The 23,314-nt window shown below is 64.1% G+C and carries 17 protein-coding genes; 4 read left to right on the top strand and 13 right to left on the bottom strand.

What is annotated here, in order from left to right:
• The gene (locus V3314_RS24605) at positions 1 to 636 is read left to right on the top strand and encodes a Pr6Pr family membrane protein (protein WP_046614774.1); all 636 of its coding nucleotides are present in this window, start codon (positions 1 to 3) and stop codon (positions 634 to 636) included.
• A 119-nt stretch (positions 637 to 755) separates the two neighbouring features.
• On the opposite strand, the gene V3314_RS24600 is transcribed toward V3314_RS24605, so the two are convergent.
• The 3 genes from V3314_RS24600 to V3314_RS24590 all read right to left on the bottom strand — a co-directional run bounded on the left by V3314_RS24600 (position 756) and on the right by V3314_RS24590 (position 5,294).
• Positions 756 to 1,517 (bottom strand): siderophore-interacting protein, encoded by a 762-nt coding sequence (locus V3314_RS24600; protein WP_046614773.1) that lies wholly within the window; start codon positions 1,515 to 1,517, stop codon positions 756 to 758.
• A complete protein-coding gene (locus tag V3314_RS24595; protein ID WP_046614772.1) occupies positions 1,510 to 2,055 on the bottom strand; it encodes a PadR family transcriptional regulator in 546 nt (181 codons plus the stop codon). The genes V3314_RS24600 and V3314_RS24595 overlap by 8 nt, the downstream gene beginning before the upstream one ends.
• An 89-nt stretch (positions 2,056 to 2,144) precedes the next feature.
• On the bottom strand, positions 2,145 to 5,294 hold the full coding sequence (locus tag V3314_RS24590) for a transglycosylase domain-containing protein (RefSeq protein WP_338459745.1): 3,150 nt from the start codon (positions 5,292 to 5,294) through the stop codon (positions 2,145 to 2,147).
• A gap of 472 nt (positions 5,295 to 5,766) precedes the next feature.
• On the opposite strand from V3314_RS24590, the gene V3314_RS24585 reads away from it, so the two are divergent.
• Positions 5,767 to 7,185: an amino acid permease gene (locus V3314_RS24585; protein ID WP_046614770.1), complete on the top strand. Its 1,419-nt coding sequence runs from the start codon at positions 5,767 to 5,769 to the stop codon at positions 7,183 to 7,185.
• Between the two features lie 123 nt (positions 7,186 to 7,308).
• On the opposite strand, the gene V3314_RS24580 is transcribed toward V3314_RS24585, so the two are convergent.
• Together V3314_RS24580 and V3314_RS24575 are read right to left on the bottom strand one after the other, a co-directional pair.
• Entirely contained in the window at positions 7,309 to 8,928 is a 1,620-nt protein-coding gene (locus V3314_RS24580) for an FMN-binding glutamate synthase family protein (RefSeq protein WP_153671574.1), read from the bottom strand.
• A gap of 276 nt (positions 8,929 to 9,204) precedes the next feature.
• Complete coding sequence (locus V3314_RS24575; protein ID WP_338459744.1) at positions 9,205 to 13,473, bottom strand: DEAD/DEAH box helicase; 4,269 nt, start codon at positions 13,471 to 13,473, stop codon at positions 9,205 to 9,207.
• Positions 13,474 to 13,719: 246 nt separating this feature from the next.
• Here V3314_RS24575 and V3314_RS24570 point away from each other — a divergent pair, with 246 nt between their 5' ends.
• Positions 13,720 to 14,133 carry an NUDIX domain-containing protein gene (locus V3314_RS24570; protein ID WP_046614767.1) on the top strand — a complete coding sequence of 138 codons (414 nt, stop codon included), beginning with the start codon at positions 13,720 to 13,722 and terminating at the stop codon, positions 14,131 to 14,133.
• Here V3314_RS24570 and metR read toward each other — a convergent pair.
• On the bottom strand, positions 14,117 to 15,034 hold the full coding sequence (gene metR, locus V3314_RS24565) for a transcriptional regulator MetR (RefSeq protein WP_338459742.1): 918 nt from the start codon (positions 15,032 to 15,034) through the stop codon (positions 14,117 to 14,119). The genes V3314_RS24570 and metR overlap by 17 nt on opposite strands.
• A gap of 196 nt (positions 15,035 to 15,230) precedes the next feature.
• On the opposite strand from metR, the gene V3314_RS24560 reads away from it, so the two are divergent.
• Positions 15,231 to 16,226, top strand: coding sequence for an alpha/beta hydrolase (locus tag V3314_RS24560; protein ID WP_046614766.1), 996 nt, complete (start codon positions 15,231 to 15,233; stop codon positions 16,224 to 16,226).
• Between the two features lie 169 nt (positions 16,227 to 16,395).
• On the opposite strand, the gene V3314_RS24555 is transcribed toward V3314_RS24560, so the two are convergent.
• The 7 genes from V3314_RS24555 to V3314_RS24525 all read right to left on the bottom strand — a co-directional run bounded on the left by V3314_RS24555 (position 16,396) and on the right by V3314_RS24525 (position 23,269).
• Positions 16,396 to 16,731 (bottom strand): GlpM family protein, encoded by a 336-nt coding sequence (locus V3314_RS24555; protein WP_046614765.1) that lies wholly within the window; start codon positions 16,729 to 16,731, stop codon positions 16,396 to 16,398.
• Between the two features lie 25 nt (positions 16,732 to 16,756).
• The gene (locus tag V3314_RS24550) at positions 16,757 to 18,034 is read right to left on the bottom strand and encodes a sigma-54 dependent transcriptional regulator (RefSeq protein WP_230385126.1); all 1,278 of its coding nucleotides are present in this window, start codon (positions 18,032 to 18,034) and stop codon (positions 16,757 to 16,759) included.
• Positions 18,035 to 18,081: 47 nt separating this feature from the next.
• A complete protein-coding gene (locus tag V3314_RS24545; protein ID WP_046614763.1) occupies positions 18,082 to 19,986 on the bottom strand; it encodes an ATP-binding protein in 1,905 nt (634 codons plus the stop codon).
• A gap of 73 nt (positions 19,987 to 20,059) precedes the next feature.
• A complete protein-coding gene (locus V3314_RS24540; RefSeq protein ID WP_003258023.1) occupies positions 20,060 to 20,794 on the bottom strand; it encodes an amino acid ABC transporter ATP-binding protein in 735 nt (244 codons plus the stop codon).
• The gene (locus V3314_RS24535) at positions 20,791 to 21,462 is read right to left on the bottom strand and encodes an ABC transporter permease subunit (protein ID WP_043206507.1); all 672 of its coding nucleotides are present in this window, start codon (positions 21,460 to 21,462) and stop codon (positions 20,791 to 20,793) included. Before V3314_RS24535 ends, V3314_RS24540 begins: the two co-directional genes overlap by 4 nt.
• On the bottom strand, positions 21,463 to 22,209 hold the full coding sequence (locus V3314_RS24530; protein WP_046614762.1) for an amino acid ABC transporter permease: 747 nt from the start codon (positions 22,207 to 22,209) through the stop codon (positions 21,463 to 21,465).
• 142 nt (positions 22,210 to 22,351) lie between these two features.
• Complete coding sequence (locus V3314_RS24525) at positions 22,352 to 23,269, bottom strand: glutamate/aspartate ABC transporter substrate-binding protein (RefSeq protein ID WP_025340398.1); 918 nt, start codon at positions 23,267 to 23,269, stop codon at positions 22,352 to 22,354.
• Positions 23,270 to 23,314: the final 45 nt, after the last annotated feature.

The following is a 23,314-nucleotide window of genomic DNA, read 5'->3' as shown; positions in this document are numbered from 1 at the left end:
ATGCCGCGCCGTCCCTGGCTGACCGGCATGGCCGTGCTGGGTTGGTTCGGCCTGGCCGTGCAGGTGTACCTGGTGCTGTTGGCACGTTGGCAGGAACAGGCCAGTCTGGTAGGTGGCCTGATCAATGTGTTCGGGTATTTCACCGTGTTGACCAATACCCTGGTGGCAACGGTGCTCAGTTATGCGGCGTTTGGCCGGGAAGGCGGTGCCAAACGTTTTTTCCTGTCGCCTGCGGTGAGTTCCGCAGTAGCCGCCAGCATCGTGCTGGTGGCATTGGCCTACAGCGTGCTGTTGCGTCACTTGTGGCAACCGCAGGGCTGGCAATGGCTGGCGGACGAGTTGCTGCACGATGTGATGCCCGTGCTATATGCCTTGTACTGGTGGTGCGAAGTGCCCAAGGGCAGGTTGCGGCTATGGCATCTGCTGGCCTGGGCGGTGTACCCGGCGGCGTATTTTGCCTACGCGCTGTGGCGGGGGAGCGAGATTGGTGTGTATGCCTACCCGTTCATCGATGTGGCGAGCCTGGGGTATGGGCAGGTATTGCTCAATGCCCTGGGGGTGTTGGCGGGGTTCTGGGGGATTGGGCTGGTGTTGCTGGGGCTGGACAGGTGGCGGGGGCTGCACAGGTTGGGTTGACCTGCACTGGCCCTATCGCCGGCAAGCCAGCTCCCACAGGAATTGCGCAGCCCTTGAACGCTGCGGGGTACCTGTGGGAGCTGGCTTGCCGGCGACAGGGCCGGGGCAGCAATAATCAATCACTCGTCGTCCGCAGTCCCGTCGGCACGCCAGTAGGCCACAGCCTTGAGCGCATCCTCAGGCAAACCTTTCTCCAGCAACAGTGCCTTGGCCTGCCGGGTCAGGGCTTTTTCCAGTGCCACCCAGCCAAACAACCGGCCTTGCGGCAAGGTCAGGTTCTTCACCAGAGCCAGCAAGTCATCCTGTTGGCGACGTACCCAGATCACCTCCACCTGCGCCTTGCTCGGCAGTGGCTGGCGTTCCTGCTCGTCTTCGATCTGGATAACCGCCAGTACCTGGCGGCCCGCTGGCAACTCCTCCAGGCGGCGGCCAATGGCCGGGATGGCGGTTTCGTCGCCGATCAGCAGGTAGCTGTCGAAGATGTCCGGCACCACCATCGAAGCCCGCGGCCCGGCGATGTCCAGGGTTTGCCCGGGGGCCGCCTGGGCGGCCCAGGTGGATGCAGGGCCATCGCCGTGCAGCACGAAGTCGATATCCAGCTCATTGGCCACCAGATCGATGCGCCGTGGCGTGTATTCGCGCATAGTAGGCCGCGCGCCACCCTCTCGACCCAGGTTACGAGCCTCGATGGCCTGCTGTTGCTCCGGCGTTTCGGCGAACAGCAGTTTGATGTGGTCGTCGCTGCCCACGCTGGTGAAGCCCTGCAGCTCGGCTCCCCCGAGGGTGATGCGGCGCATGCGTGGGGTCAGTTCGGTGACCCGCAGCACCTGCAGGCGGCGTTGGCGGATTTCGTGGTTCACGCGGTGAATGGTGTCACTCATGGGGTGTCTCCCTGACAGGTTCGGCCGGCCCGGAGGCGATGGCCTTTGCGGTGTGGTTGAGCAGGTCGCGGACCCGCTCGATTTCTTCCGGTGTCCAGCGGCCACTGTGCATGTGCAGCGCGTGGCGCAGGTTACCGACCGCTTCATGAATCTCTGGTGGGCGGTCGTGGCCACGCAGGGCGCGCTTGCTGACTTCGATGCGCATGCGCACGCCGTCCAGTGCTACGGCCTGTTCGGCCAGGGCGGTGCGGCCGGCTTCGGTAATGGCATAGAGGCGTTTGCTGCCCTGCACCTGGCCGCTTATCAGCTCGGCCTCTTCCAGGAAGTTGAGGGTGGGGTATATCACCCCGGGGCTTGGGCTGTAGCTGCCGTCGAACAGGTTTTCGATCTGTCGGATCAGGTCGTAGCCGTGGCCTGGCTGCTCGGCGAGCAGAGCCAGCATCAGCAGCTTGAGGTCGCCGGGTGCGAAGACGCGAGGGCCGCGTTCGCCACGACCTGGGCGCCGCTCGAAGGGGTCATGGGGGGTATGTTCGCGCATGGGGGCAGGGCTCCGTCGTTTGCGATATATCGTAAGATATTACTCAAGATATATCTGAAGACAAGCCCTCAATTGCAGATGATTATCATCTAGTTGTTCGATGTGTCCTCTTGCGGCGTGGCTGTGTGCATGGCCACCTGCGGCGGCTTGCACTCGTTCGGATTGCCCGGTTGCAGGTACGGCATGAGAATCGGAGCCATGCCCTTGAGTACCTGCACTGGCAGCGCCGAGGTGAACTTGAAGGCCTCCGCAGAGCGCCCCGGCACGAACGCAGTCAAGGTGCCGAAGTGGTTGTCGCCCAGGAAGAACACGAAGGTGGCGGTACGGTTCAGCGAGCGTGAGCCGATCAGCCGGCCGCCGGCACCAAAGCTTTCGATTCGGTTGTCACCGGTACCGGTCTTGCCACCCATCACCAGTGGCATGCCGTCCTGCAGTTTGAAACTGCCGGAAATACGCCGCGCGGTGCCGGCATCCACCACCTGCGACATGGCGCCTTTGAGGGCGCGCGCCACTTCGACCGGCAGAATTCGCACACCCCGGTCCGGGTCGGTGATCAGCTTGGTCTCGTAAGGCGTATTGGCCGCGAAGTGCAGGGTGTCGATCCGCAAGGTCGGCAGGCGCACGCCGTCGTTTTGGATGATGCCGACCAGTTCGGAGAGGGCGGCGGGGCGGTCGCCCGAGCTGCCGATGGCGGTGGCCAGCGAGGGTACCAGGTGGTCGAATGGATAGCCCACGCGCTTCCAGCGCTGGTGAATGTCGAGGAACGCTTCGATCTCGACCATGGTGCGAATGCGGCTGTCACGGGCGCCCTGATGGCGGCTCTTGAACAGCCAGCCGTAAACCTCCTGGCGCTCGAAGCGGCTGGCATTGACCATTTCGGTCAAGGTTGAACCGGGGTTCTTAAGCAGGTAACCCAGCAGCCAAAGGTCCAGCGGGTGGACCTTGGCGATATAGCCCTGGTCGGGCAGGTCGTACTTGCCAGGGCCATAGGCGTCGTACATCTCCGACAGGCGGCCATCGGTCAGTTTGCCCAGGACGATCTTGTCACCCTTGAGGTGGGCGCGGACGAAGGCGTTGAAAGTTTCCTGGCCAGCCTCGGGGAACAGGTAGCGGTGCACGGCCGCCAACCGTTGTGGGGTCACGCGCATGCTGTCGAGGAAGGTGTCCAGGCGCTGCTGCGAGGTCTTGCGCTGGTATTTCTTCCAGAAGCGCATCAGGTAGTTGGTGCCTTCCTTGTCGGCGAAACGGGCCAGGTATTCCTGGCGGCGCGGGTCGGAGTCGTCCTTGAGCAGCGGCACGCGGTTGTACGGTTGCTGGTAGGTCACGTAGCGCACCAGGTCGCGCATCAGGCGGATGAACGGCAGGTTGATCGACTCGCGCAATGCATCCTTGAGGGTTGGATTGCGGCTGTTGTCTTCCTTGCGGAAGTTGTTGAACACATGCATGCCGCCACCGGTGAAGAAGGCTTCGCCGGTGTTGGCCGAATACTTGCGTTCCAGCGCCGCATCGAGCATCGCGTCCAGGCTCTGGTTCTTGCTGTTCTGCGCCAGCCATTCCAGCGACCACTGGCTGATACGGTCAAGTTCGGCGACTTCGACTTTCTTCAATTCGGCGGCAGGCTTGCCGGCGTACTTGTCGTGCAGCTCGGCGATGATCTCCAGGTAGGTGGTGAGCACCCGCAACTTGGCGGTGGAGCCCAGCTCCAGCTTGCTGCCCTCGTTGATGTCGAAGGGCTGATCGGTGCTGTCGGTCTGCACCCGCACCCGCGAGCCGTCGGCGGTGCGCTCGAACAGGGTGAAGCTGTAGCTCACCTGATCGGTGGTCTTGGCGGTGAGCAGGCGTTCGCCGATCAGGCCGATCTGCGCTGCAAATTCGGGGTCGGCAAGGTTTTTCAGGTATTGGCTGACCTGCAGCTGCAGGTCGGACTGCAGGGTACTGGTGGCCGAAACGTCGAGCCGGTCGAGGTCGTACAGGGGGCGGTTGAGCATGGCCGCCAGGCGGTTGCGTGCCAGGCTGATGCCCTTGTTGGTGACGATCGGCACGATGGTCGGTTGCGCCACCCAGTCGCGGTATACCGCCTTGCTGGCCAGTGCAGCGTCGGCCAGTGGCTGCTCGATGATCTTGTTGGCGGCCAGCACGCGGATGTGCGCGTCGGTCAGTTCGGCCAGTTCGAGCCGCCCTTTGGACAGATAGTGCGACGGCCGGCGCTGGGCAATCATCAGCGACAGCACCTGGCGCAGGGCCAGGCCGCGTGCGGCCATGCTCTCGGGGTCGCTGGCGGTGGAGTTCAGGGCCTGGTTGACCTGGTCGAAGTCGGCGCCGTACCACACCCGCAGCCCCTCGGCCATGCCATGTACTTCGCCATGCCCAGGCACTGCCGACAGCGGCACGCTGTTGAGGTAGTCCCGCACGATGCGCTGGCGTGCCTCCGTGGTGTCAGGGCCACCCTGGTAGGCACGCACGCTGGCGGAAATCATCTGGCGGATCTTCTCGGCGCCGGAAACGGTCAGGCCGTCTGGTGAATGGCGGTACTTTTCCAGCTGCGTGGCCAAGGTACTGCCGCCAGCGGACTGGCCGGGCAGGGCCAGGTACTTGGCCACCTGGCTGTAGGCGGCCTTGGCGAAGCGCGGCCAGTCCACGGCCGGGTTGTTGCGTGGGTCCTTGGTGTCGAGCAGGTCGCGGTTCTCGATGAACAGCAGGCTGTTGACGATCACCGGCGGGATCGCCGCAAAGTCCGGGTACAGGTGTTGCGGGTAGTTGTACTGGTACAGCATGTCGCCGCGGCAGTCGGTGATCGACAGGCCAGCCTGGATTTTCTCGATATAGGGGGCGAACAGCCCATGGTCGACGTAGTTCATCAACGCCGGCGAGAACCTCACCTGCTCGCTGATCAGGTAGTCGCGCTTGAGCAGGCGCGGCAGGAATTCGCCCAGGGCGCTGTAGCCCAGGCGTTTATCGAACGGCCCTTCGCCGGGGTACACGATGGCATCGCTGGGGCCTGGTTGCAGCGAATAGGTGAGGGTGCTGGCCAGCTTGCTGAATTCCCGCGACTGCAGGTTGGAGGTGCGGAATTCGTCATACGCAGCGAAGCCGATGGCCACCAGCGCCACCAGCAGGATGAGGATGATCAGCCGCCACCATAGCCGACGCTGACGGGGGGATTTGGGTTGTGGCGTCTCGGCCGGAGGTATCTCGGGTGCTTCCGTTCTGCTTGGTTCCGATTGCCACAGTGCGCCCATAGTCTTCTATCCGGCCAGGTATTTTCGTCTTGCTTGTCTGAAGCTTAGACGTTGAGCGGGTCAGGTGAAAAATTTGTAAGAGACGGGAAAGTGGCGTAGGGCTATGCGGCTTTGGTGTGGGTTTCTTCATACGGCGATGTTGCTATGTTGGCCGGGCGATTTTGGGGCCGCTTGCGCCCCATTCGCAGCACAAGGCTGCTTTTCTAGGGGAATGCGTATCCTTTGTAGGAGCAGCCTTGTGCTGCGAATGGGGCGAAGCGGCCCCAGAGATCTTGCTGAATTTTCCTGTTTATACAGCGAAAAACCCTGCAACGGTCTTCCTATACTGCTCGCCCCCTTCGCCTTGCCGGGCGCTCTATTCCGGCACACGGGCCGGCCCACAAGGCCAGCTCGGCAAGCCAACGCCATGCCTATCGGCCTGGCCGGTGCTGCACGAAGGTCAAATCCAATAACAAAATGAGGTTGTATTGCTATGCCAGTCGGCAACCACCCTGCCCACGGCCAGGCCACCGAAGGCGGCCCGCTCAAGCGCGAACTGGGCGAACGGCACATCCGCCTGATGGCGCTGGGCGCCTGTATCGGTGTCGGTCTTTTCCTCGGTTCGGCCAAGGCCATCGAAATGGCCGGCCCCGCCATCATGCTGTCCTACATCATCGGCGGCCTGGCCATTCTGGTGATCATGCGCGCCCTTGGCGAAATGGCCGTGCACAACCCTGTCGCCGGTTCGTTCAGTCGTTATGCCCAGGACTATCTCGGCCCGCTGGCGGGCTTCCTTACCGGCTGGAACTACTGGTTCCTGTGGCTGGTGACATGCGTTGCCGAAATCACCGCAGTGGCCATCTACATGGGCATCTGGTTCCCCGACGTACCGCGCTGGATCTGGGCCCTGGCGGCGCTGGGCAGCATGGGTGCGGTCAACCTGGTGGCCGTCAAGGCCTTTGGTGAATTCGAATTCTGGTTCGCCCTGATCAAGATTGTCACCATCATCGCCATGGTCCTTGGCGGCATCGGCATCATTGCCTTTGGCTTCGGCAATGACGGCGTGGCAGTAGGTATCTCCAACCTGTGGAGCAACGGCGGCTTCATGCCCAATGGCGTGACCGGCGTGCTGATGTCGCTGCAGATGGTGATGTTCGCCTACCTGGGCGTGGAAATGATCGGCCTGACCGCCGGTGAAGCACGCAACCCGCAAAAGACCATTCCACAGGCCATCGGCTCGGTATTCTGGCGCATCCTGCTGTTCTATGTCGGTGCGCTGTTCGTGATCCTGTCGATTTACCCGTGGAACGAAATCGGCAGCCAGGGCAGCCCGTTCGTCATGACCTTCGAGCGCCTGGGCATCAAGACCGCCGCCGGCATCATCAACTTCGTGGTCATCACTGCAGCGCTGTCGTCGTGCAACGGCGGCATCTTCAGCACCGGGCGCATGCTCTACAGCCTGGCGCAGAACGGCCAGGCCCCGGCGGCCTTCGCCCGTACGTCGAAGAACGGCGTGCCGCGCAACGCGCTGCTGCTGTCGATCGGCGCGCTGCTGCTGGGCGTGCTGGCCAACTACCTGGTGCCGGAAAAGGTCTTCGTCTGGGTGACTTCGATCGCCACATTTGGCGCGATCTGGACCTGGGTGATGATCCTGCTGGCGCAGCTGAAGTTCCGCGCAGGCCTCAGCGCCACTGAACGCAAGGCACTGAAATACCGCATGTGGCTGTGGCCGCTGAGCTCGTACCTGGCGCTGGCCTTCCTGGTGCTGGTGGTCGGCCTGATGGCGTACTTCGAGGATACCCGCGTGGCGCTGTACATCGGCCCGGCGTTCCTGGTGCTGCTGACGGTGCTGTACTACGTGTTTCGCCTGGCGCCGAAAGACGCGCAGGGTGTAGCCAGTACTGCTTCCTGATCTGAAATGGCTGGGGCCGCTTTGCGGCCCTTTCGCGACACAAGGCCGCTCCCACAAGAGATAGCGTACTCCTGTGGGAGCGGCCTTGTGTCGCGATGGGCTGCGTAGCAGCCCCAGGTTCAATCAGGCCGCCACCTCGCTGTGCGGCTCGAAGCTGTCGGCCCGTGCCAATTGCCACATGCGCGAATAGAACTGCCCGTTCACCTCGCCAGTCAGCAGTTCACCCGGCTTCAAGAACACATGCATCTGTGAGAACAGCTTGATCTCGGTGGCTGAAATGCGCCGTACCAGGTGCTTGGCCTCCAGCTGCGCCGGGTGCTCCAGGCCTGCTGCCGCAAGCATTTCGGCCAGGGCGCGCAGGGTATTGTGATGGAAGTTCAGCACCCGCTGGGCTTTGTCCGGCACCACCAGCGCGCGCTGGCGCAGTGGGTCTTGCGTGGCGACACCGGTCGGGCACTTGTTGGTGTGGCAGCTTTGCGACTGGATGCAGCCGATGGCGAACATGAAACCGCGCGCCGAGTTGGCCCAATCGGCGCCAATGGCCAGCACGCTGGCAATGTCGAAAGCGCTGACGATCTTTCCGCTGGCGCCCAGCTTGATCTTGTCGCGCAGGTTCAGGCCGACCAGGGTGTTGTGCACGAACAGCAGCCCTTCGCGCAGCGGTACACCAATGTGGTCGGTGAACTCCACCGGCGCCGCGCCGGTGCCACCTTCCTTGCCGTCGACGACGATGAAGTCCGGCAGGATGCCGGTTTCCAGCATGGCCTTGGCGATGCCCATGAACTCCCATGGGTGGCCCAGGCAGAACTTGAAGCCTACCGGTTTGCCGCCAGACAGCTCGCGCAGTCGGGCAATGAACCGCATCATCTCGATGGGGGTGGAGAAGGCGCTGTGGCGCGACGGTGATATGCAGTCTTCGCCCATCAGCACGCCTCGGGTTTCGGCAATTTCCCGGGTTACCTTGTGCTTGGGCAGGATGCCGCCGTGGCCGGGCTTGGCGCCCTGGCTCATCTTGATCTCGATCATCCGCACCTGCGGGCTGCGCGCCTGGGCGGCGAAGCGTTCGGGGTCGAAACGCCCGTCCGGCGTGCGGCACCCGAAGTAGCCACTGCCCAGTTCCCAGACCAGGTCGCCACCATGTTCGCGGTGATAGGGGCTGATGCTGCCTTCGCCAGTGTCATGGTGGAAATTGCCCAGCTTGGCGCCCTGGTTGAGGGCGCGGATGGCGTTGGCGCTGAGCGAGCCAAAGCTCATCGCCGAGATGTTGAAGATCGATGCCGAGTACGGCTGGCTGCACTGAGGCCCGCCGACGATGACCCGGAAGCTTGCCGGGTCGGCCAAGGGCGCCGGGCGCATGGAGTGGCCGATGAATTCGAAGCCGGACTCGTACACGTCGATCAGGGTGCCGAAAGGTTTGTCCGAGGCTTCGTTCTTCGCCCGTGCGTACACCAGCGAACGCTGGGCGCGGGAGAACGGCAGGGCGTCGCTGTCAGCCTCCAGCAGGTACTGGCGGATTTCCGGGCGAATGGCCTCGACCAGATAGCGGATATTGCCCAGGATCGGGTAGTTGCGGCGTACCGCGTGGCGTTGCTGCAACAGGTCGAACAGGCCGATCAGGCTGAGGATGGCGGTGCTCAGGGTGAACGGCCACAACCATTCGTGGTGGATGAAGGGCAGGGTCGCCAGGGTGAACAGCACACAGGCGGCGAAGAAGGCATAGCGGCTGAGAAGTGACAGGCTCATACAGGGTCCTTGCGATGGCGCGGTCAGGCTCAGGGCCTGGGGCAAACCCCGAACATAGCCAAGTTGCACGGCTGTGCAAATTAAAATCGGGGTAGCGAAAATCATTCTCGCCAAGCCTGGCAATAGTCTTCAGGCCAAGACGGGCTTTTGTAGGAGCAGCCTTGTGCTGCGAAGAGGCCAGTAGGGAAACACATTGTCTTCGTCAATAATGGCTTCTTCGCAGCACAGGGCTGCTCCTACAGGTGCTGTGCATGCCTGAAATCAGCATAAAGGGATTCAGATAGAGTCGCGCAGCAGCTTCTGCCGCCAGCATTCCTGCTCTTGTGCCGGCGCTTCGACCAGGTACGAATAGTGCCCGGCCACCCGCACCGCTACCGGCACTCCGTCGCGATACAACAAACGGTTGCCACTGACCGCCGGCACTTTCGCACCTGGCAGCAACGACCCGACCAGATTCAGCGGGTCACTGGCACTTGCCACCACCAGTGCCCCGTCCAATTCACGGCGTCGAACCTGCCGCAGCAGCCCCACCGCCTCCGTCAAGGCGAACTGTTCGCCGGCCAGCCCGGCAATGAAACGCCCGCCACGAATCTCGCCACGTGCTTCCAGCCGGTGATAGCAGCGCAGCAGTTCGCGCCAGGGCGGCAGCACATCGCTTTCGCGCTCCAGCAGGCGCCAGCAAACCACGCCATAGCGCCGAAGCAGGGCCCGGGCGATGTGCTCCAGGCGCTGGCTGTCGTCTACAGCGCCCCTGCGTAGCAAGGCCCAGCGCCCGGCCTGGGACATGCTGCTGGACAGCGGCGGGTGGCCGCGCCGGCTGTTGCGCGCTGTGCGTTTCGCCGCCGGGTTGATCAGGCTGCGCAGGCCGGTGAAGCTGTCGGCCCCCACCAGGCCTGCGCCTACCAGCTCCTGTAACGCCGTCTCCAGTTCGCTGGGCAGCAGGTGGGCGTCGTGTGCCAGCTCGTCGAAGAACAGCGCGCCATGTGTGTTCAGCACCTCGTGGACGCGTTGCGCCCGTGTGCCGAGGCTATCAAGTGCTGGCAGGGGGGCAAGGCTGCGCCACAACCCAAGATGCTCGCGCGGCAGCAGCACCAGCGGTGTGCTCGACAAGGTGTTGCTCGACACGGTTGCCGCCAGCCGGCTCCAGGCGAACTGCCCGCTGCGGCAGGCATCGTCGAGCCAGTGTGGGCTGTAGTCCTTGATACGTGCCGGCAGCAATTCGGCCTCCCAGGCTCCGGCTGCACTCGGGAACCCTTGCAACTGGCCAAGTACCTCGGTCACGGCTTGCGGGCCGCGAAGGCGCGTGTCGTCAGCCAGGTGCTGCCAGTCGAACAGAAAACGCATGAAGTCTTGCAGGCTGACCGGCTCGATCTCCCGGCGCAGGCGTTTTACCGTGTAGCGGTGGATGCGCGCCAGCAAATGGCGCTCGCACCACTGCAATTCGCTTGCGCCGGGGCTGAAATACCCACGCAGCACATAGCCTTCGGCCTCCAGGTGGGCCAGTGCCTGTTCGATGGCCGGCAGCGGTTTGCCAAGTGCTGCCGCAATCTGCGCACGGGTCAGCGGGCCATGGCCGCTCAGGCGGGCTCGGAGCAGTTCGACCAGCGCAATGTCCGGCTCGATGGCCTGATCGAAGCCTGGCAGTACCTGCAACGCAGGCTCAAGCCTGGAGCCGGGATACAGCACCTGCAGCAGGTTCAACCGCTCACGCGCCAGCCACAGTTTTTCATCCACCAGGCGCAAGGCCCGGCCGGCCTTGGCCAACTGCCTGAGCAGCAGCTCCCAGCTGGCATTGCCCTGCACTTCGTCCTGACTGATGGCCCCCAGGCCCATCAACGCTTCATGCATCTCATCGGCATTGCCCGGTTGCGGCCATGCCTCGGCTGCGACGGCGGCAATGGCATCGGCATCCAGCGCGCCCAGGTCGTCGCCGCTCTGCACTTCGCTCCAGCGCCGGCTGAGCACCGCCTGAGTGCGCCGTTCTTCCAGCGGCGCGTCATCCAGGAAGGCATAGGGCCGTGCATTGAGGATGGCTGCCGCCAGCGGCGAAGGAGCGGGCAGGTCGCGACACAGCAGGCGCACCGTGCCGCTTTCCATACGCCGCAACAGCGCCAGCCAGCCTTCGCTGTCCATCGCCTCGTGCAGGCAGTCGTCGAGTGTTTGCTCGACCAACGGATGATCGGGAATTTGCCGCTCGCCGACGATGTTCTCCAGGCAGGCGATCTGGTCGGGGAACACGGCGGCAATCAGGTCTTCACTTTTCATCCGCTGGATCTGTGGCGCCACCTTGCGACCGCCGACAAAGCGCGGCAGGGCCATGGTCACGCTGGCGTTCCAGCGCCAGCGCACCCCGAACAGCGGGGCATCGAGCAGCGCCTGGACAAGAATCGGCTCGGCGCTGCGGCTATTCAGGTAACGCCACACGTCGTCCAGTTCGAAACTGTGGCTGGAAGACAGCGACAGCACGATGGCGTCTTCGCTGGCAGCCGCCTGCAGCTCGAAGTTGAAGGTGCGACAGAAGCGCTTGCGCAGGGCCAGGCCCCAGGCGCGGTTGATGCGGCTGCCGTAAGGCGAATGGATGATCAACTGGGTACCACCGGACTCATCGAAGAAACGCTCCATCACCAGCGTGTCCTGCGAGGGCAGGGCGCCGAGCACTTCGCGGGTGCGGGCCAGGTAGTCGAGCAGCTGGCCAGCGGCGCCTTCGCCCAGTTCGAAGGTAGCCTGCAACCATGCCAGCACCTCGGCCTGGTTGTTGTCAGCCAGCTGTTGGTCGATCTGCGCCTGCAGTCGGGCCACTGCGGCAGACAGCTCATCGCTGCGCCCCGGGGCCTCGCCCAGCCAGAACGGGATGGTAGGTGGCAGGCCCTGGGCATCCTCCACCCGCACCCGGCCCGGCTCGACCCGCAGGATGCGATAGGAGGCATTGCCCAGCTGGAAGATATCGCCGGCGATGCTCTCGACGGCAAAGTCTTCGTTGACGGTGCCAATGTTCAGCGCCTGCGGTTCGAGCAGCACGGCGTAGTCGGCGTTGTCGGGAATGGTGCCGCCGCTGGTCAGGGCGGTCAGCTGGCTGCCGCGTCGGCCACGCAGTATGCCGCTCACCGCATCGCGGTGCAGGTAGGCACTGCGCACGCCCTGGCGGCCGTTGTAGCCCTCGGCGAGCATGCGCAGCAGGGCCTGGTAATGTTGCTGGTCGAGTTCGGCGTATGGCGTGGCCTGGCGCAGGCAGTCGAACAGGGCCTGTTCGTGCCAGGGCTGGTTGCTGGCTTCGGCGACGATCTGCTGGGCCAGCACATCCAGCGGCGCCCGTGGAATGTGCAGTTCGTCCAGTTCGCCCCGGCGTATGCAGTCGAGCAGGGCCACGCATTCGATGAGGTCATCGCGCGAGGTCGGGAACAAGCGCCCCTTGGGCACGCCATCGACCTGGTGTCCGGCGCGGCCAACCCGCTGCAGCAAGGCCGCGATCGAACCTGGCGAAGCGATCTGGCAGACCAGGTCGATGTCGCCGATATCGATGCCCAGTTCCAGCGAAGCAGTGGCCACCAGCACCTGCAGCTGGCCATTCTTCAGGCGTTGTTCGGCATCCAGGCGTAGCTCCTTGGCCAGGCTGCCGTGGTGCGCGGCAACCGTCTCCTTGCCCAGGCGGTCGCTGAGGTGGCGGGTGATGCGCTCGGCCAGTCGCCGGGTGTTGACGAACACCAGGGTGGTGCGGTGTTCGCGCGCCAGGGTGGCCAGGCGGTCATAGACCAGGCCCCAGACATCGGTGGCCATCACTGCCCCCAGCGGCACTGGCGGCACCTCGATGGCCAGGTCGCGCTGCCGAGCATGGCCGACATCGACGATTGCACAGGGGCGGCCGTTGCCGACCAGGAACTGTGCCACCCGCTCGACCGGGCGTTGCGTGGCCGATAGGCCGATGCGCCGCAACGGCCGGTTGCACAAGGCCTGCAGGCGCTCCAGGGTCAGTGCCAGATGAGCGCCGCGCTTGTTGCCGGCCAGGGCATGGATTTCGTCGACGATTACAGTATGCACGCTGGCCAGGCCTTCACGGCCAGAAGCCGAGCCCATCAGCACGTAGAGCGATTCGGGGGTGGTCACCAGGATGTGCGGCGCCAGCTTGCGCATGGCGGCACGCTCCTTTTGAGGGGTGTCGCCGCTGCGTACGGCGGTGGTGATGCGCGGGGCATTCAGGCCTTGGTCCGCGAGGGCTTGGCTGATGCCTTCGAGCGGGGCTTGCAGGTTCAGGCGGATATCGTTGGACAGCGCCTTGAGTGGCGAAACGTAGACCACCTGGGTTTGCGCTGGTAGCTCGCCGTGGCGCTCCAGGCCTTGGCGGAACAGTTCGTCGAGCACGGCCAGGAACGCACTGAGGGTCTTGCCCGAGCCGGTCGGCGCGGCCAGCAGCATCGACTGGCCCGCATGGATCAACGGCCAGGCCTGGGCCTGGGCATTGGTCACCGTGGCGAAGTGGCGACGGAACCAGGTGCTCACGGCGGGGTGGAACAGCTCGAGCACCGGGTGGTGTTTGGCGGGCAGGTTCATGTGTTGGTTATGGAGGGTGTGGGGCGGGTTGGCAAGGGGCCGTTCGTCTGGCCGGTCGGCTATGTCCTGTGCCGGCCCTTTCGCGGGCATGCCCGCTCCCACAGGTACTGCGTTGCTCTCAAGAGCTGTGGAGGACTTGTGGGAGCGGGCGCGCCCGCGAAAGGGCCGGCGCAGGAAACACTGGCCTTGTCAGGCCAGGACCCTCATGGGATCCTCCCCGGCCATTGTTTCAAGCGAGCCCAGCCCATGCCCAACACCATCCGCATCGCCGCCGCCCTGTTGATCGACCCCCAGGGCCGCACCCTGCTGGTACGCAAACGCGGGACCCAGGCCTTCATGCAGCCCGGTGGCAAGATCGATGCTGGCGAAACCCCGGTGCAGGCGCTGGTGCGCGAGCTGCATGAGGAACTGGGCCTGCACATCGACCCGTCCCAGGCCGTGCACCTGGGCCAGTTCAGCGCCCCGGCCGCCAACGAGCCGGGCTTCGAGGTACAGGCCGAACTGTTCCGTGTCGACAGCACCGCAGCCGTGCTGCCGGCTGCGGAGATCGAGGAGGTGGTGTGGCTGGCCGCAGACCAGGTACCCGCCATGCAGCTGGCACCCCTGACCCGCGACCTGATCCTGCCGCTATACCGCCAGGCCGTCAGCGCACCGCGCTGACACCATCGAGGGTGGCGAACGAGGTGTCCTTCGCCGTCAGCAGGAAGTCGCGCATGTATGGCGCATCGAGCATGTCGGTGCGCACGGCGGCATAAAGCGTGGCGAACAGGCCTTTTTCACCCAGGCTCTTGCCCTTCACGTACCCGCGCGAACTGTACTCGTGCAGCGCCCAGTGCGGCATGCCGCACACGCCTCGGCCGCTGGCCACCAGTTGCATCATCATCACCGTCAGCTCCGACGTGCGCACGGCGGCGGGCTCGATGTCGGCCGGCTCCAGGAAGCGGGTGAAGATGTCCAGGCGATCGCGCTCCACCGGGTAGGTGATCAGGGTCTGGTCAAGCAGGTCCTGCGGCACGATGTAGGGCTTGCTGGCCAACGGATGCTGGTTGGCCACCGCCAGCATCGCCTCGTAGGTGAACAGCGGCACGTAGGTGATGCCCGCCAGGTCAAGCGGGTCGGAGGTCACCACCAGGTCCAGGTCGCCGCGGGCCAGGGCCGGCAGTGGGGCGAAGGCAAAGCCGGAGGCCAGGTCCAGCTCCACCTCCGGCCAGGCGTCACGGAACTGGTCGATGGTCGGCATCAGCCACTGGAAGCAGCTGTGGCATTCGATGGCCATGTGCAGGCGCCCGGCGGTGCCACCGGCCAGGCGCGCGATGTCACGTTCGGCGCCGCGAAGCAGCGGCAGGGTGGCATCGGCCAGTTGCAGCAGGCGCAACCCGGCGCTGGTGAACCGGATTGGCTTGGTCTTGCGCACGAACAGCGGCAGGCCCAGGCGCTCTTCCAGCTCCTTGAACTGGTGCGACAGCGCCGACTGGGTCAGGTGCAGGCGCTCGGCGGCCTCCACCAGGCTGTCGGCCTCGCGTAGGGCATGAAGGGTTTTCAGGTGACGGATCTCCAGCACAGCTGACTCCGGTGTGTGGGCTTGAGGAAACAGGGGGTGAGTTGAGTTTCCCTCATGTTGCTGCCCCTGTCGACTGGGCGTTTGGCCGCACCGCCTGGCGGGAGTCATCAAACTGTCACTGAAGTGTGGCAGCGCGCCCGAACAGAATTCATCAGACTCGCGCTCTACTGGGGATTTGCATTCTGGTGTTTCCTTCATGCGGGCTTATTGGCTTCTTCTTTTCTTTGTATTCGGCGTACCTGCGAGTTTCGCTGAACAGCGTTGTGACGCCCACGTGCCGGTGCAGCGGGCCGAGCTGGGCGCGGTCAGCCTGGTGTACCAGAGCGTCGGTGCGCCACGTGACCCGGCCTTGCTGCTGGTGATGGGCCTTGGCGGGCAGCTGATCCACTGGCCGGACGACGTGGTCGAAGCTTTGTGCCGCCAGGGTTTTCGGGTGATTCGCTATGACAACCGCGATGTCGGCCTGTCACGCTGGAGCCAGCTGCCACCGTCGGCCAACCTGACGGTCGAACTGCTGCGCTACAAGCTGGGCCTGCCGGTAGCTGCGCCTTATACGCTGACCGACATGGCGGACGATGGACTGCGCCTGATGGATGCGTTGGGCGTGCACCAGTTTCATGTGCTGGGGGTGAGCATGGGCGGCATGATTGCCCAGCACCTGGCGGCCATGGCGCCCGAGCGCGTGCGCAGCCTGACGTTGGTCATGTCCAGTTCAGGGGCGGCGGGGTTGCCGGCGCCGGATCCGGCGCTGGTGCAGCTGCTGGCCCGGCGCAGCGCGCCGAACCGCGAGGTTGCCATCGAACAGCAGGCCGACCTGCTGGCGGCGCTGGGCAGCCCCGAGGTGCGTGACGACCGTGCGGCCTTGCTGCAGCAGGCGGCCGTGGCCTATGACCGGGCGTTCAATCCTGAAGGCGCCAAGCGCCAGATCATGGCGATACTGGCCGAGCCGAGCAGGGTCGAGTTGTTGAACCAGTTGCGGGTGCCGACCCTGGTGGTGCATGGCACGGCCGACCCGTTGCTGCCGGTGATGCATGGTGTGCATCTGGCCGCGCATATCCGGGGTAGCCAACTGCGTTTGATACCGGGGTTGGCGCACCGCTTTCAGGAGCCGTTCAAGGCGCCGTTGCTGGGGGCAGTGTTGCCCTACCTGCAGGCACATCGGCAGGATGTCACGCATATCGCAGGGCTGTGAATTTCCATGCTTCCAGGCTGATGCGATCCCCTGTAGGAGCGGCCTTGTGTCGCGAAAGGGCCGCAAGGCGGCCCCAGCAATATTCGCGGCGAAGCTGAAATCGGGGGCCGCTACGCGCTCCATCGCGACACAAGGCCGCTCCTACACGGACCGCGTCAGCCGACCGGCCTCAGTGCATCCGCACCCACAAGGTCACCAACACGGTGGCGGCCATCAGCCAGGCCACCGTGGCCAACGCCAGCGATGCCTCCAGGCGCATGCGGTCGACCAGCACATACAAGGTCGCGAGGTACACGAAGTACGGAATGATCGACCACATGCCGAACAGGATGGTGGTCTTCAGGTCGGTAATGCTGCGCCCCTTGCCAACTATGTAGTGGGCAATCAGGGCAAAGGTGGGGAATAGCGGCACCAGCCCGGCGATGTAGTAATTGCGTGTTTTCGACAGCACCGCCAGCAGGAGCACCACGCCAGCGCCCAGGGCAGCTTTGAATACCAGGTCCACGTTGTCTTTCCAGGTTGGATTGAGGTCAGCCGAGGCCGTATTTCTTCACTTTGTCGAACAGCGTGGTCTTGGCCATGCCCAGCTCCTGGCTGGCCTGGCTCAGGTTGCCGCCGGTGCGTTGCAGGGCATCGCCGAGCAGGTTGCGCTCGAACGCTTCCACCGCCTCGGCAAAGCCCAGGCCTTGGCTGGCACCACCGCTGGGGCCTTTCTTGAACGCTGGCAGGCCGAGGGCATAGCGTTCGGCGACGTTGCGCAGTTCACGCACGTTGCCCGGCCAGTCGTGGGCCATCAGGCGCGACAAGGTCTGGCTGTCCAGCGCAGGCGTTTCGCGGTCGAAGCGCAGTGCCGATTGCTGCAGGAAGTGCTCGAACAGTTGCAGGATATCTTCGCGGCGCTCGCGCAGCGGCGGCAGCTCCAGGGTAACCACGTTCAGCCGGTAATACAGGTCGCTGCGGAACTGGCCGCTCTGGCCCATGGCATCCAGGTCGGACTTGGTGGCCGCGATCACCCGGCAGTCCACCGGAATGCTCTGGTTCGAGCCCAGCCGCTCCAGGGTGCGCTCCTGCAGCACGCGCAACAGCTTGATCTGTAGGTTGATCGGCATGCTCTCAACCTCGTCGAGGAACAGCGTGCCGCCATTGGCATGTTCAATCTTGCCGATGCGGCGTTTGCCGGCACCGGTGAAAGCGTTGGCTTCGTGGCCGAAAATCTCGCTTTCGAACAGGTTTTCCGGCAGGCCGCCGCAGTTCAGTGCCACGAACGGCTGGCCCTGGCGGCGGCTGAAGTCGTGCAGGCAGCGGGCGACCAGTTCCTTGCCGGTACCTGTCTCGCCTTCGATCAGCACGTTGGCCGAGGTATCGGCGACGTTGGCGATCAGTTCGCGCAAGTGCTCCATGGCTGGCGAGCGGCCAATGATGCGCCCCTCCAGGCTGCTTTGCTCGGCCAGCTGGCGGCGCAGGGCCACCACTTCGCGCGACAGCCCGCGCTGTTCAAGGGCGCGGCGCACCACATCGACCAGGCGCTCCGGGGAGAAAGGCTTTTCCATGAAGTCGTAGGCGCCATTGCGCATCGCGCCGACCGCCATGTCGATATCGCCGTGGCCGGTGATCAGCACCACCGGCAGGCTGCGGTCGCGGGCCTTGAGGCGGTTGAGCAGCTCCAGGCCATCGATGCCCGGCAGGCGGATATCGCTGACGACGATGCCGGCGAAGTCGTCGCCGATGCGTTCCAGCGCCTGCTCGGCGCTGCCCACGCCTTCGCAGGCGATGTCTTCCAGCGCCAACGCCTGTTGGCAGCCGAGCAGCACATGCGGGTCGTCTTCGACGATCAGGACGGTAAGAGGCGCTTGGTTCATGGTTGCTCTGCCGATTCGCTAGGGGGTGAGACCAAGGGCAGGGCCAGGACGAAGGCCGTGCCGCCGCTGGCGGGGTGCTCGACGTTGAGGCTGCCCTTGGCGGCGGCGGCAAGGCTCGCCGACAGGGTCAGGCCCAGGCCCAGGCCGTGTTCGCCCGGTTTGGTGGTGAAGAAAGGTTCGAAAAGATGCTTGCGCGCCTCGGCATCGATGCCGTGGCCATTGTCGCGCACCTGCAAACGGTACTTGTCGCCCTGCAGCTCGCCTTCCAGCCACAGTTGCGGAAGCGGCTGGGCGGTCATGGCATCCAGGGCGTTGCCGATCAGGTTTACCAGGATCTGCTCCAGGCGGGTCTGGTCGATGGCCAGCTGTTGGTCCTCGAACTGATTGTGCAATTGCAGGTGGCAGGCGCTGATGCGGTTGGCCAGCACCTGCAGGGTAGCGTCCACGGCCTTGGCCAGCGAGGCCTGGCCGCTGTCGTCGCTGCGTCGGGCGAACGAGCGCAGGCTGGCGGTGATGCGGCCCATGCGGTCGATCAGGTCGTTCATGGTGCGCAAGTTGGTGCTGGCGGTTTCCAGTGCCCCACGCTCGAGGAAGCGCACGGTGTTGCCGGACAACGTGCGCAGCGCGGCCAGCGGCTGGTTCAGTTCGTGGGCGATGCTGGTGGACATCTGCCCGATGGCGGCCAGCTTGCCGGCCTGTACCAGTTCGTCCTGGGCGTGGCGCAGGGTCTGCTCGGCATGCCGGCGCTCGCGAATCTGGCCCTTAAGGCGCTCGTTGCTGGCGCGCAGGTCGGCCGTGCGTTCGGTAATCCGTCTCTCCAGCTGGCTGTTGGCTTCCTGCAGGGCCTCGCGGGCTGCCAGGCGGGTGGCGATGACCTTGCGCCGTTCGTTCCAGGCAATGCCGAGGATCGCCAGCAAGGCGAAGGCAACGCCCACCAGCACGCCCTGTACCATGGATTCGCGGCGCAGGTCCTGCAGCGGTGTCAGCAGGGTGAAGTGCCAAGGCGTGTCGACCAGGCGCCGGGTCTGGGCCAGGTAGGCCATTTCGCTGGCCTTGCCCTGTGCGGTTTCGCTGTTGGCCGGGAAGGTCAGCTTTTCCACACCATCGGCCAGGGTTTCCCGGGCCAGGGGCTGCAGTTCGTTCAGCGGCCACCAGTAGTACTGCAGGCTACGGGCCAGGCGCTCCTTGATCTGCGGAGTCAGTGGGCGTACCGACTTCAGGCGCCGGGCCGGGTCGCTGGAGAGGATGATGATGCCGTTCTCGTCGCTGACGAACGCTTCCAGGCGGGCACGCTGCCAGCGCTCCTCGAGGGTGTCCAGGCGCACTTTGATCACGGCCACGCCAATGATCTTGCCGTGTTCCTCCAGGCCGTGGGCCAGGTAATAGCCGGCCTCGCCGGTGGTGCTGCCGATACCGTAGAAACGCCCGGGCTCGCCGCGCACGGCAGTCTGGAAGTAGGCACGGAACGACAGGTCCTCACCCAGAAACGAGTCGGCATCGCGCCAGTTGCTGGTGGCCTGGACCCGGCCATTGGTGTCGAGGACGAAGATGGCCCGGCTGCGGCTGCGCCGGTTCAGGCCTTCGAGGTATTCGTTGACGATCTGCCGCGAGCCACCGTCAGGGTCGGTGAGCAGGTGCGAGACGCTGTCTTCCAGCTCCAGCAGGCTCGGCAGGTAGGTGTACTTGCTGATTTCGCTCTCGACCGTGCGCGCGTGCAGCTCCAGCTGGCGCTCGCCGTTTTCGCTGAGGGTGCGGATGCCGTTGCTCTCGCTGATCAGGTAGCCAGCCATTCCCAGGCCGACCATCAGCAGGATGATCAGCGGCGGCAACAGCAATTGGCGGAGCAGGCGGGATTTCACGGCAGGCTTGGCAGGGAGAAGAAGCGAAGGATCGCATTTCATCACAGTGGCCTTGTCACGACCAGCGCCTGCTGCCCGAAAGGACAGCGGCGCCGACCGCTTCAGTGAGGCAAAATCAGTGTTGCAGGATCTTGCTGAGGAAGTGCTGGGTACGCTCGTGGCGGGCGCTCGGGTTGCCGAAGAAGTCTTCCTTCTGGCAATCCTCGATGATGTTGCCCTTGTCCATGAAGATCACGCGGTTGGCCACCTTGCGGGCGAAGCCCATTTCATGGGTCACGCACATCATGGTCATGCCTTCGTGGGCCAGCTCGACCATCACGTCCAGTACTTCGTTGACCATCTCCGGGTCCAGTGCCGAGGTCGGTTCGTCGAACAGCATGACGATCGGGTCCATCGACAGGGCGCGGGCGATGGCCACGCGCTGCTGCTGGCCGCCGGACAGCTGGCCCGGGTGCTTCTTGGCGTGGGCACCGAGGCCGACACGGTCGAGCAGGGCCAGGCCCTTCTTGGTCGCTTCCGCTTCGCTGCGGCCAAGCACCTTGCGCTGGGCAATGGTCAGGTTCTCGGTGATGGACAGGTGCGGGAACAGCTCGAAGTGCTGGAACACCATGCCAACGCGCGAACGCAGCTTGGGCAGGTTGGTCTTGGGGTCGGCGATCGAGGTGCCGTCGACCACGATGTCACCTTTCTGGAACGGCTCCAGGGCGTTGACGCACTTGATCAAGGTGGACTTGCCCGAACCCGACGGGCCGCATACCACCACCACTTCACCCTTCTTGACCTCGGTGCTGCAGTCGGTCAGTACCTGGAAGTCCCCGTACCACTTGTTGACGTTCTTGATGGAAATCATACGGTGATCCTTTTTTGCAGGCGCTTGACCAGCCACGAAGCGGAGAAGCTGATGAGGAAGTACACGACACCGGCGAAGATCAGGAACTCATGGGAGCGCCCGATGATGTCGCCGTTGGAGCGTGCCGAGTTGAGGAAGTCCACCAGGCCCACGGTGTATACCAGCGAGGTGTCCTGGAACAGGATGATGCTCTGCTGCAAAAGCAGTGGCGTCATCTTGCGGAAGGCCTGGGGCAGGATGATCAGGCGCATGGTCTGGCCGTAGGTCATGCCCAGCGCCTGGGCGGCGCCCATCTGGCCCTTGGAGATCGACTGCACGCCGGCGCGGACGATTTCGCAGAAGTACGCGGCCTCGAACATCATGAATGCCACCACGCAGGAGGTGAAGGCACCCACCGGGGTGTCTTCACCAGTGATCCAGCGCAGCACGAACGGTACCGCCAGGTAGAACCAGGTGATGACCAGCAGCAGCGGGATCGAGCGGAAGTAGTTGACATAGGCGCCGGCCAAGTTCGACAGCAGCTTGCTCGACGACAGGCGCATCAGGGCCAGGATGGTCCCCAGCACAATGCCGCCGACCACGCCCATGACCATCAACTGCAAGGTCATGACCATGCCTTCCCACAGGGCAGGCAGGGCCGGGATGATTTCGCTGAAATCCATGTCCATTTATTTGCCCCCTACGGAAATCAGGCCGGGCACCGAGACTTTCTTCTCGACCATGCGCATCAGCAGCATCAGGCCCATGTTCAGGGTGAAGTAGATCAGCGTGGCCAGGGTGAAGGCCTCGAACAGGTTGGCCGAGAATTCGGCGGTCTGCTTGGTTTGTGCCAGCAGCTCCATCAGGCCGATCAGCGACGCCACCGACGAGTTCTTGAACACGTTCAGGAATTCCGAGGTGAGCGGCGGAATGATGATCCGGTAGGCTTGCGGCAGCAGCACGTTGGTGTAGATCTGCGGCAGGCTGAAGCCCATGGCGCGGGCGGCGGCTTCCTGGCCCCGGGGCAGCGCCTGGATGCCGGTACGCACCTGTTCGCACACGCGGGCCGCGGTGAACAGGCCCAGGCAGATGACCACGCTGATCAGCGCCGAAGTGGTCGGGTTGAGGTCCTGCTTGAACCATTCCTGCAGGCCTTCTGGCAGCAGGTCCGGCACCAGGAAGTACCAGATGAACAGCTGCACCAGCAGCGGTACGTTGCGGAACAGCTCCACGTAGGCAGTGGCGATACCTGCTACCACACGGTTCGGCACGGTACGCATGACACCGAGGACCGAGCCCAGCAGCAGGGCGATGATCCAGGCGGAGATGGCGATGGCGATGGTCCAGCCCAGGCCGGTGATGTACCAGTCCAGATAGGTTTCGCTGCCCACGCCGGTGGACTTGAAGAACACGCCCCAGTCCCAGTTGTAATTCATCGGGATTTCCCCTCAGACGATCGTTTCACGGGCACCTTCGAGCATCCGAGGGCGCTTGGCGCCCTCGGATGAAAGGTTAGACACTAATGAGTGGCCTGCAGTATTGATTGGTGCTGTTGAGCACCAGGCCACTATCTGAGAGTCAGGACTTCTTCTCGTCCGCAGCCTTGTCGGTCGGCTCGGCGATCAGTTTCTTCAGCTCGTCGCTCATCGGGAACTGCAGGTTCAGGCCCTTTGGCGGGATTGGCTGCTGGAACCACTTGTCATAGCTCTTGTTGACTTCGCCCGACTTGAAGTAACCAACGATGGCGTCATCGACCGCTTTCTTGAAGGCCGCGTCATCCTTGCGCACCATGCAACCATAGATTTCGTACGACTGCGGGGTACCGGTGATGACCCAGTCCGACGGCTTGCGAGCCTTGGCCATTTCGCCGGCGAGCAGGGCGTCGTCCATCATGAAGGCCACGGCGCGGCCGCTTTCGAGCATGTTGAAGGCTTCACCGTGGTCCTTGGCGGAGATCACGTTCATCTTCATCTGCTTGTCGGCATTCATCGCCTTGAGGATGCGCTCGGAGGTGGTACCGGCGGTGGTCACCACGTTCTTGCCGGCCAGGTCCGGGAAGTCCTTGTATGCCGGCTGACCGTCCTTGACCTTGGTCAGCAGGCGGGTACCGACTTCGAAGATGCCGACCGAGAAGCCGACCTGCTGCTGGCGCTCGACGTTGTTGGTGGTGGAGCCGCACTCGAGGTCCACGGTGCCGTTCTGCACCAGCGGGATGCGGGTCTGGGAGGTGACGAGGTTGTAGCGGACCTTGATGTCCGTGCCCAGCTGCTTCTTCAGGGCGTCGACGACAGCCAGCTGGATGTCATGCGAGTAGCCTACGGGCTCGGGCTTGCCGGCCAGGTAGGAAAACGGGATGGAGGAGTCGCGGTGGCCCAGCGTGATGGTGCCCGAATCCTTGATCTTCTTCAGGGTGCCGGTCAGTTCCTCGGCCATGGCCGGCGAAGCGATCACAGCGGCCGCGATGGCGGCGCCCAGCAATTGACGAACGATGCGCATCAAATTTTCCTCGACGTGTTTGTTTTTTTTATGGAGCCGTTGGCG

Origin of the sequence: Pseudomonas sp. TE3-3-F2023, from assembly GCF_036784815.1 — a bacterium.
Taxonomy (GTDB): Bacteria; Pseudomonadota; Gammaproteobacteria; order Pseudomonadales; family Pseudomonadaceae; genus Aquipseudomonas; species Aquipseudomonas pudica.
The sequence above is the reverse complement of the archived record's forward strand: the minus strand, read 5'-3'. Positions and strand labels throughout refer to the sequence as shown.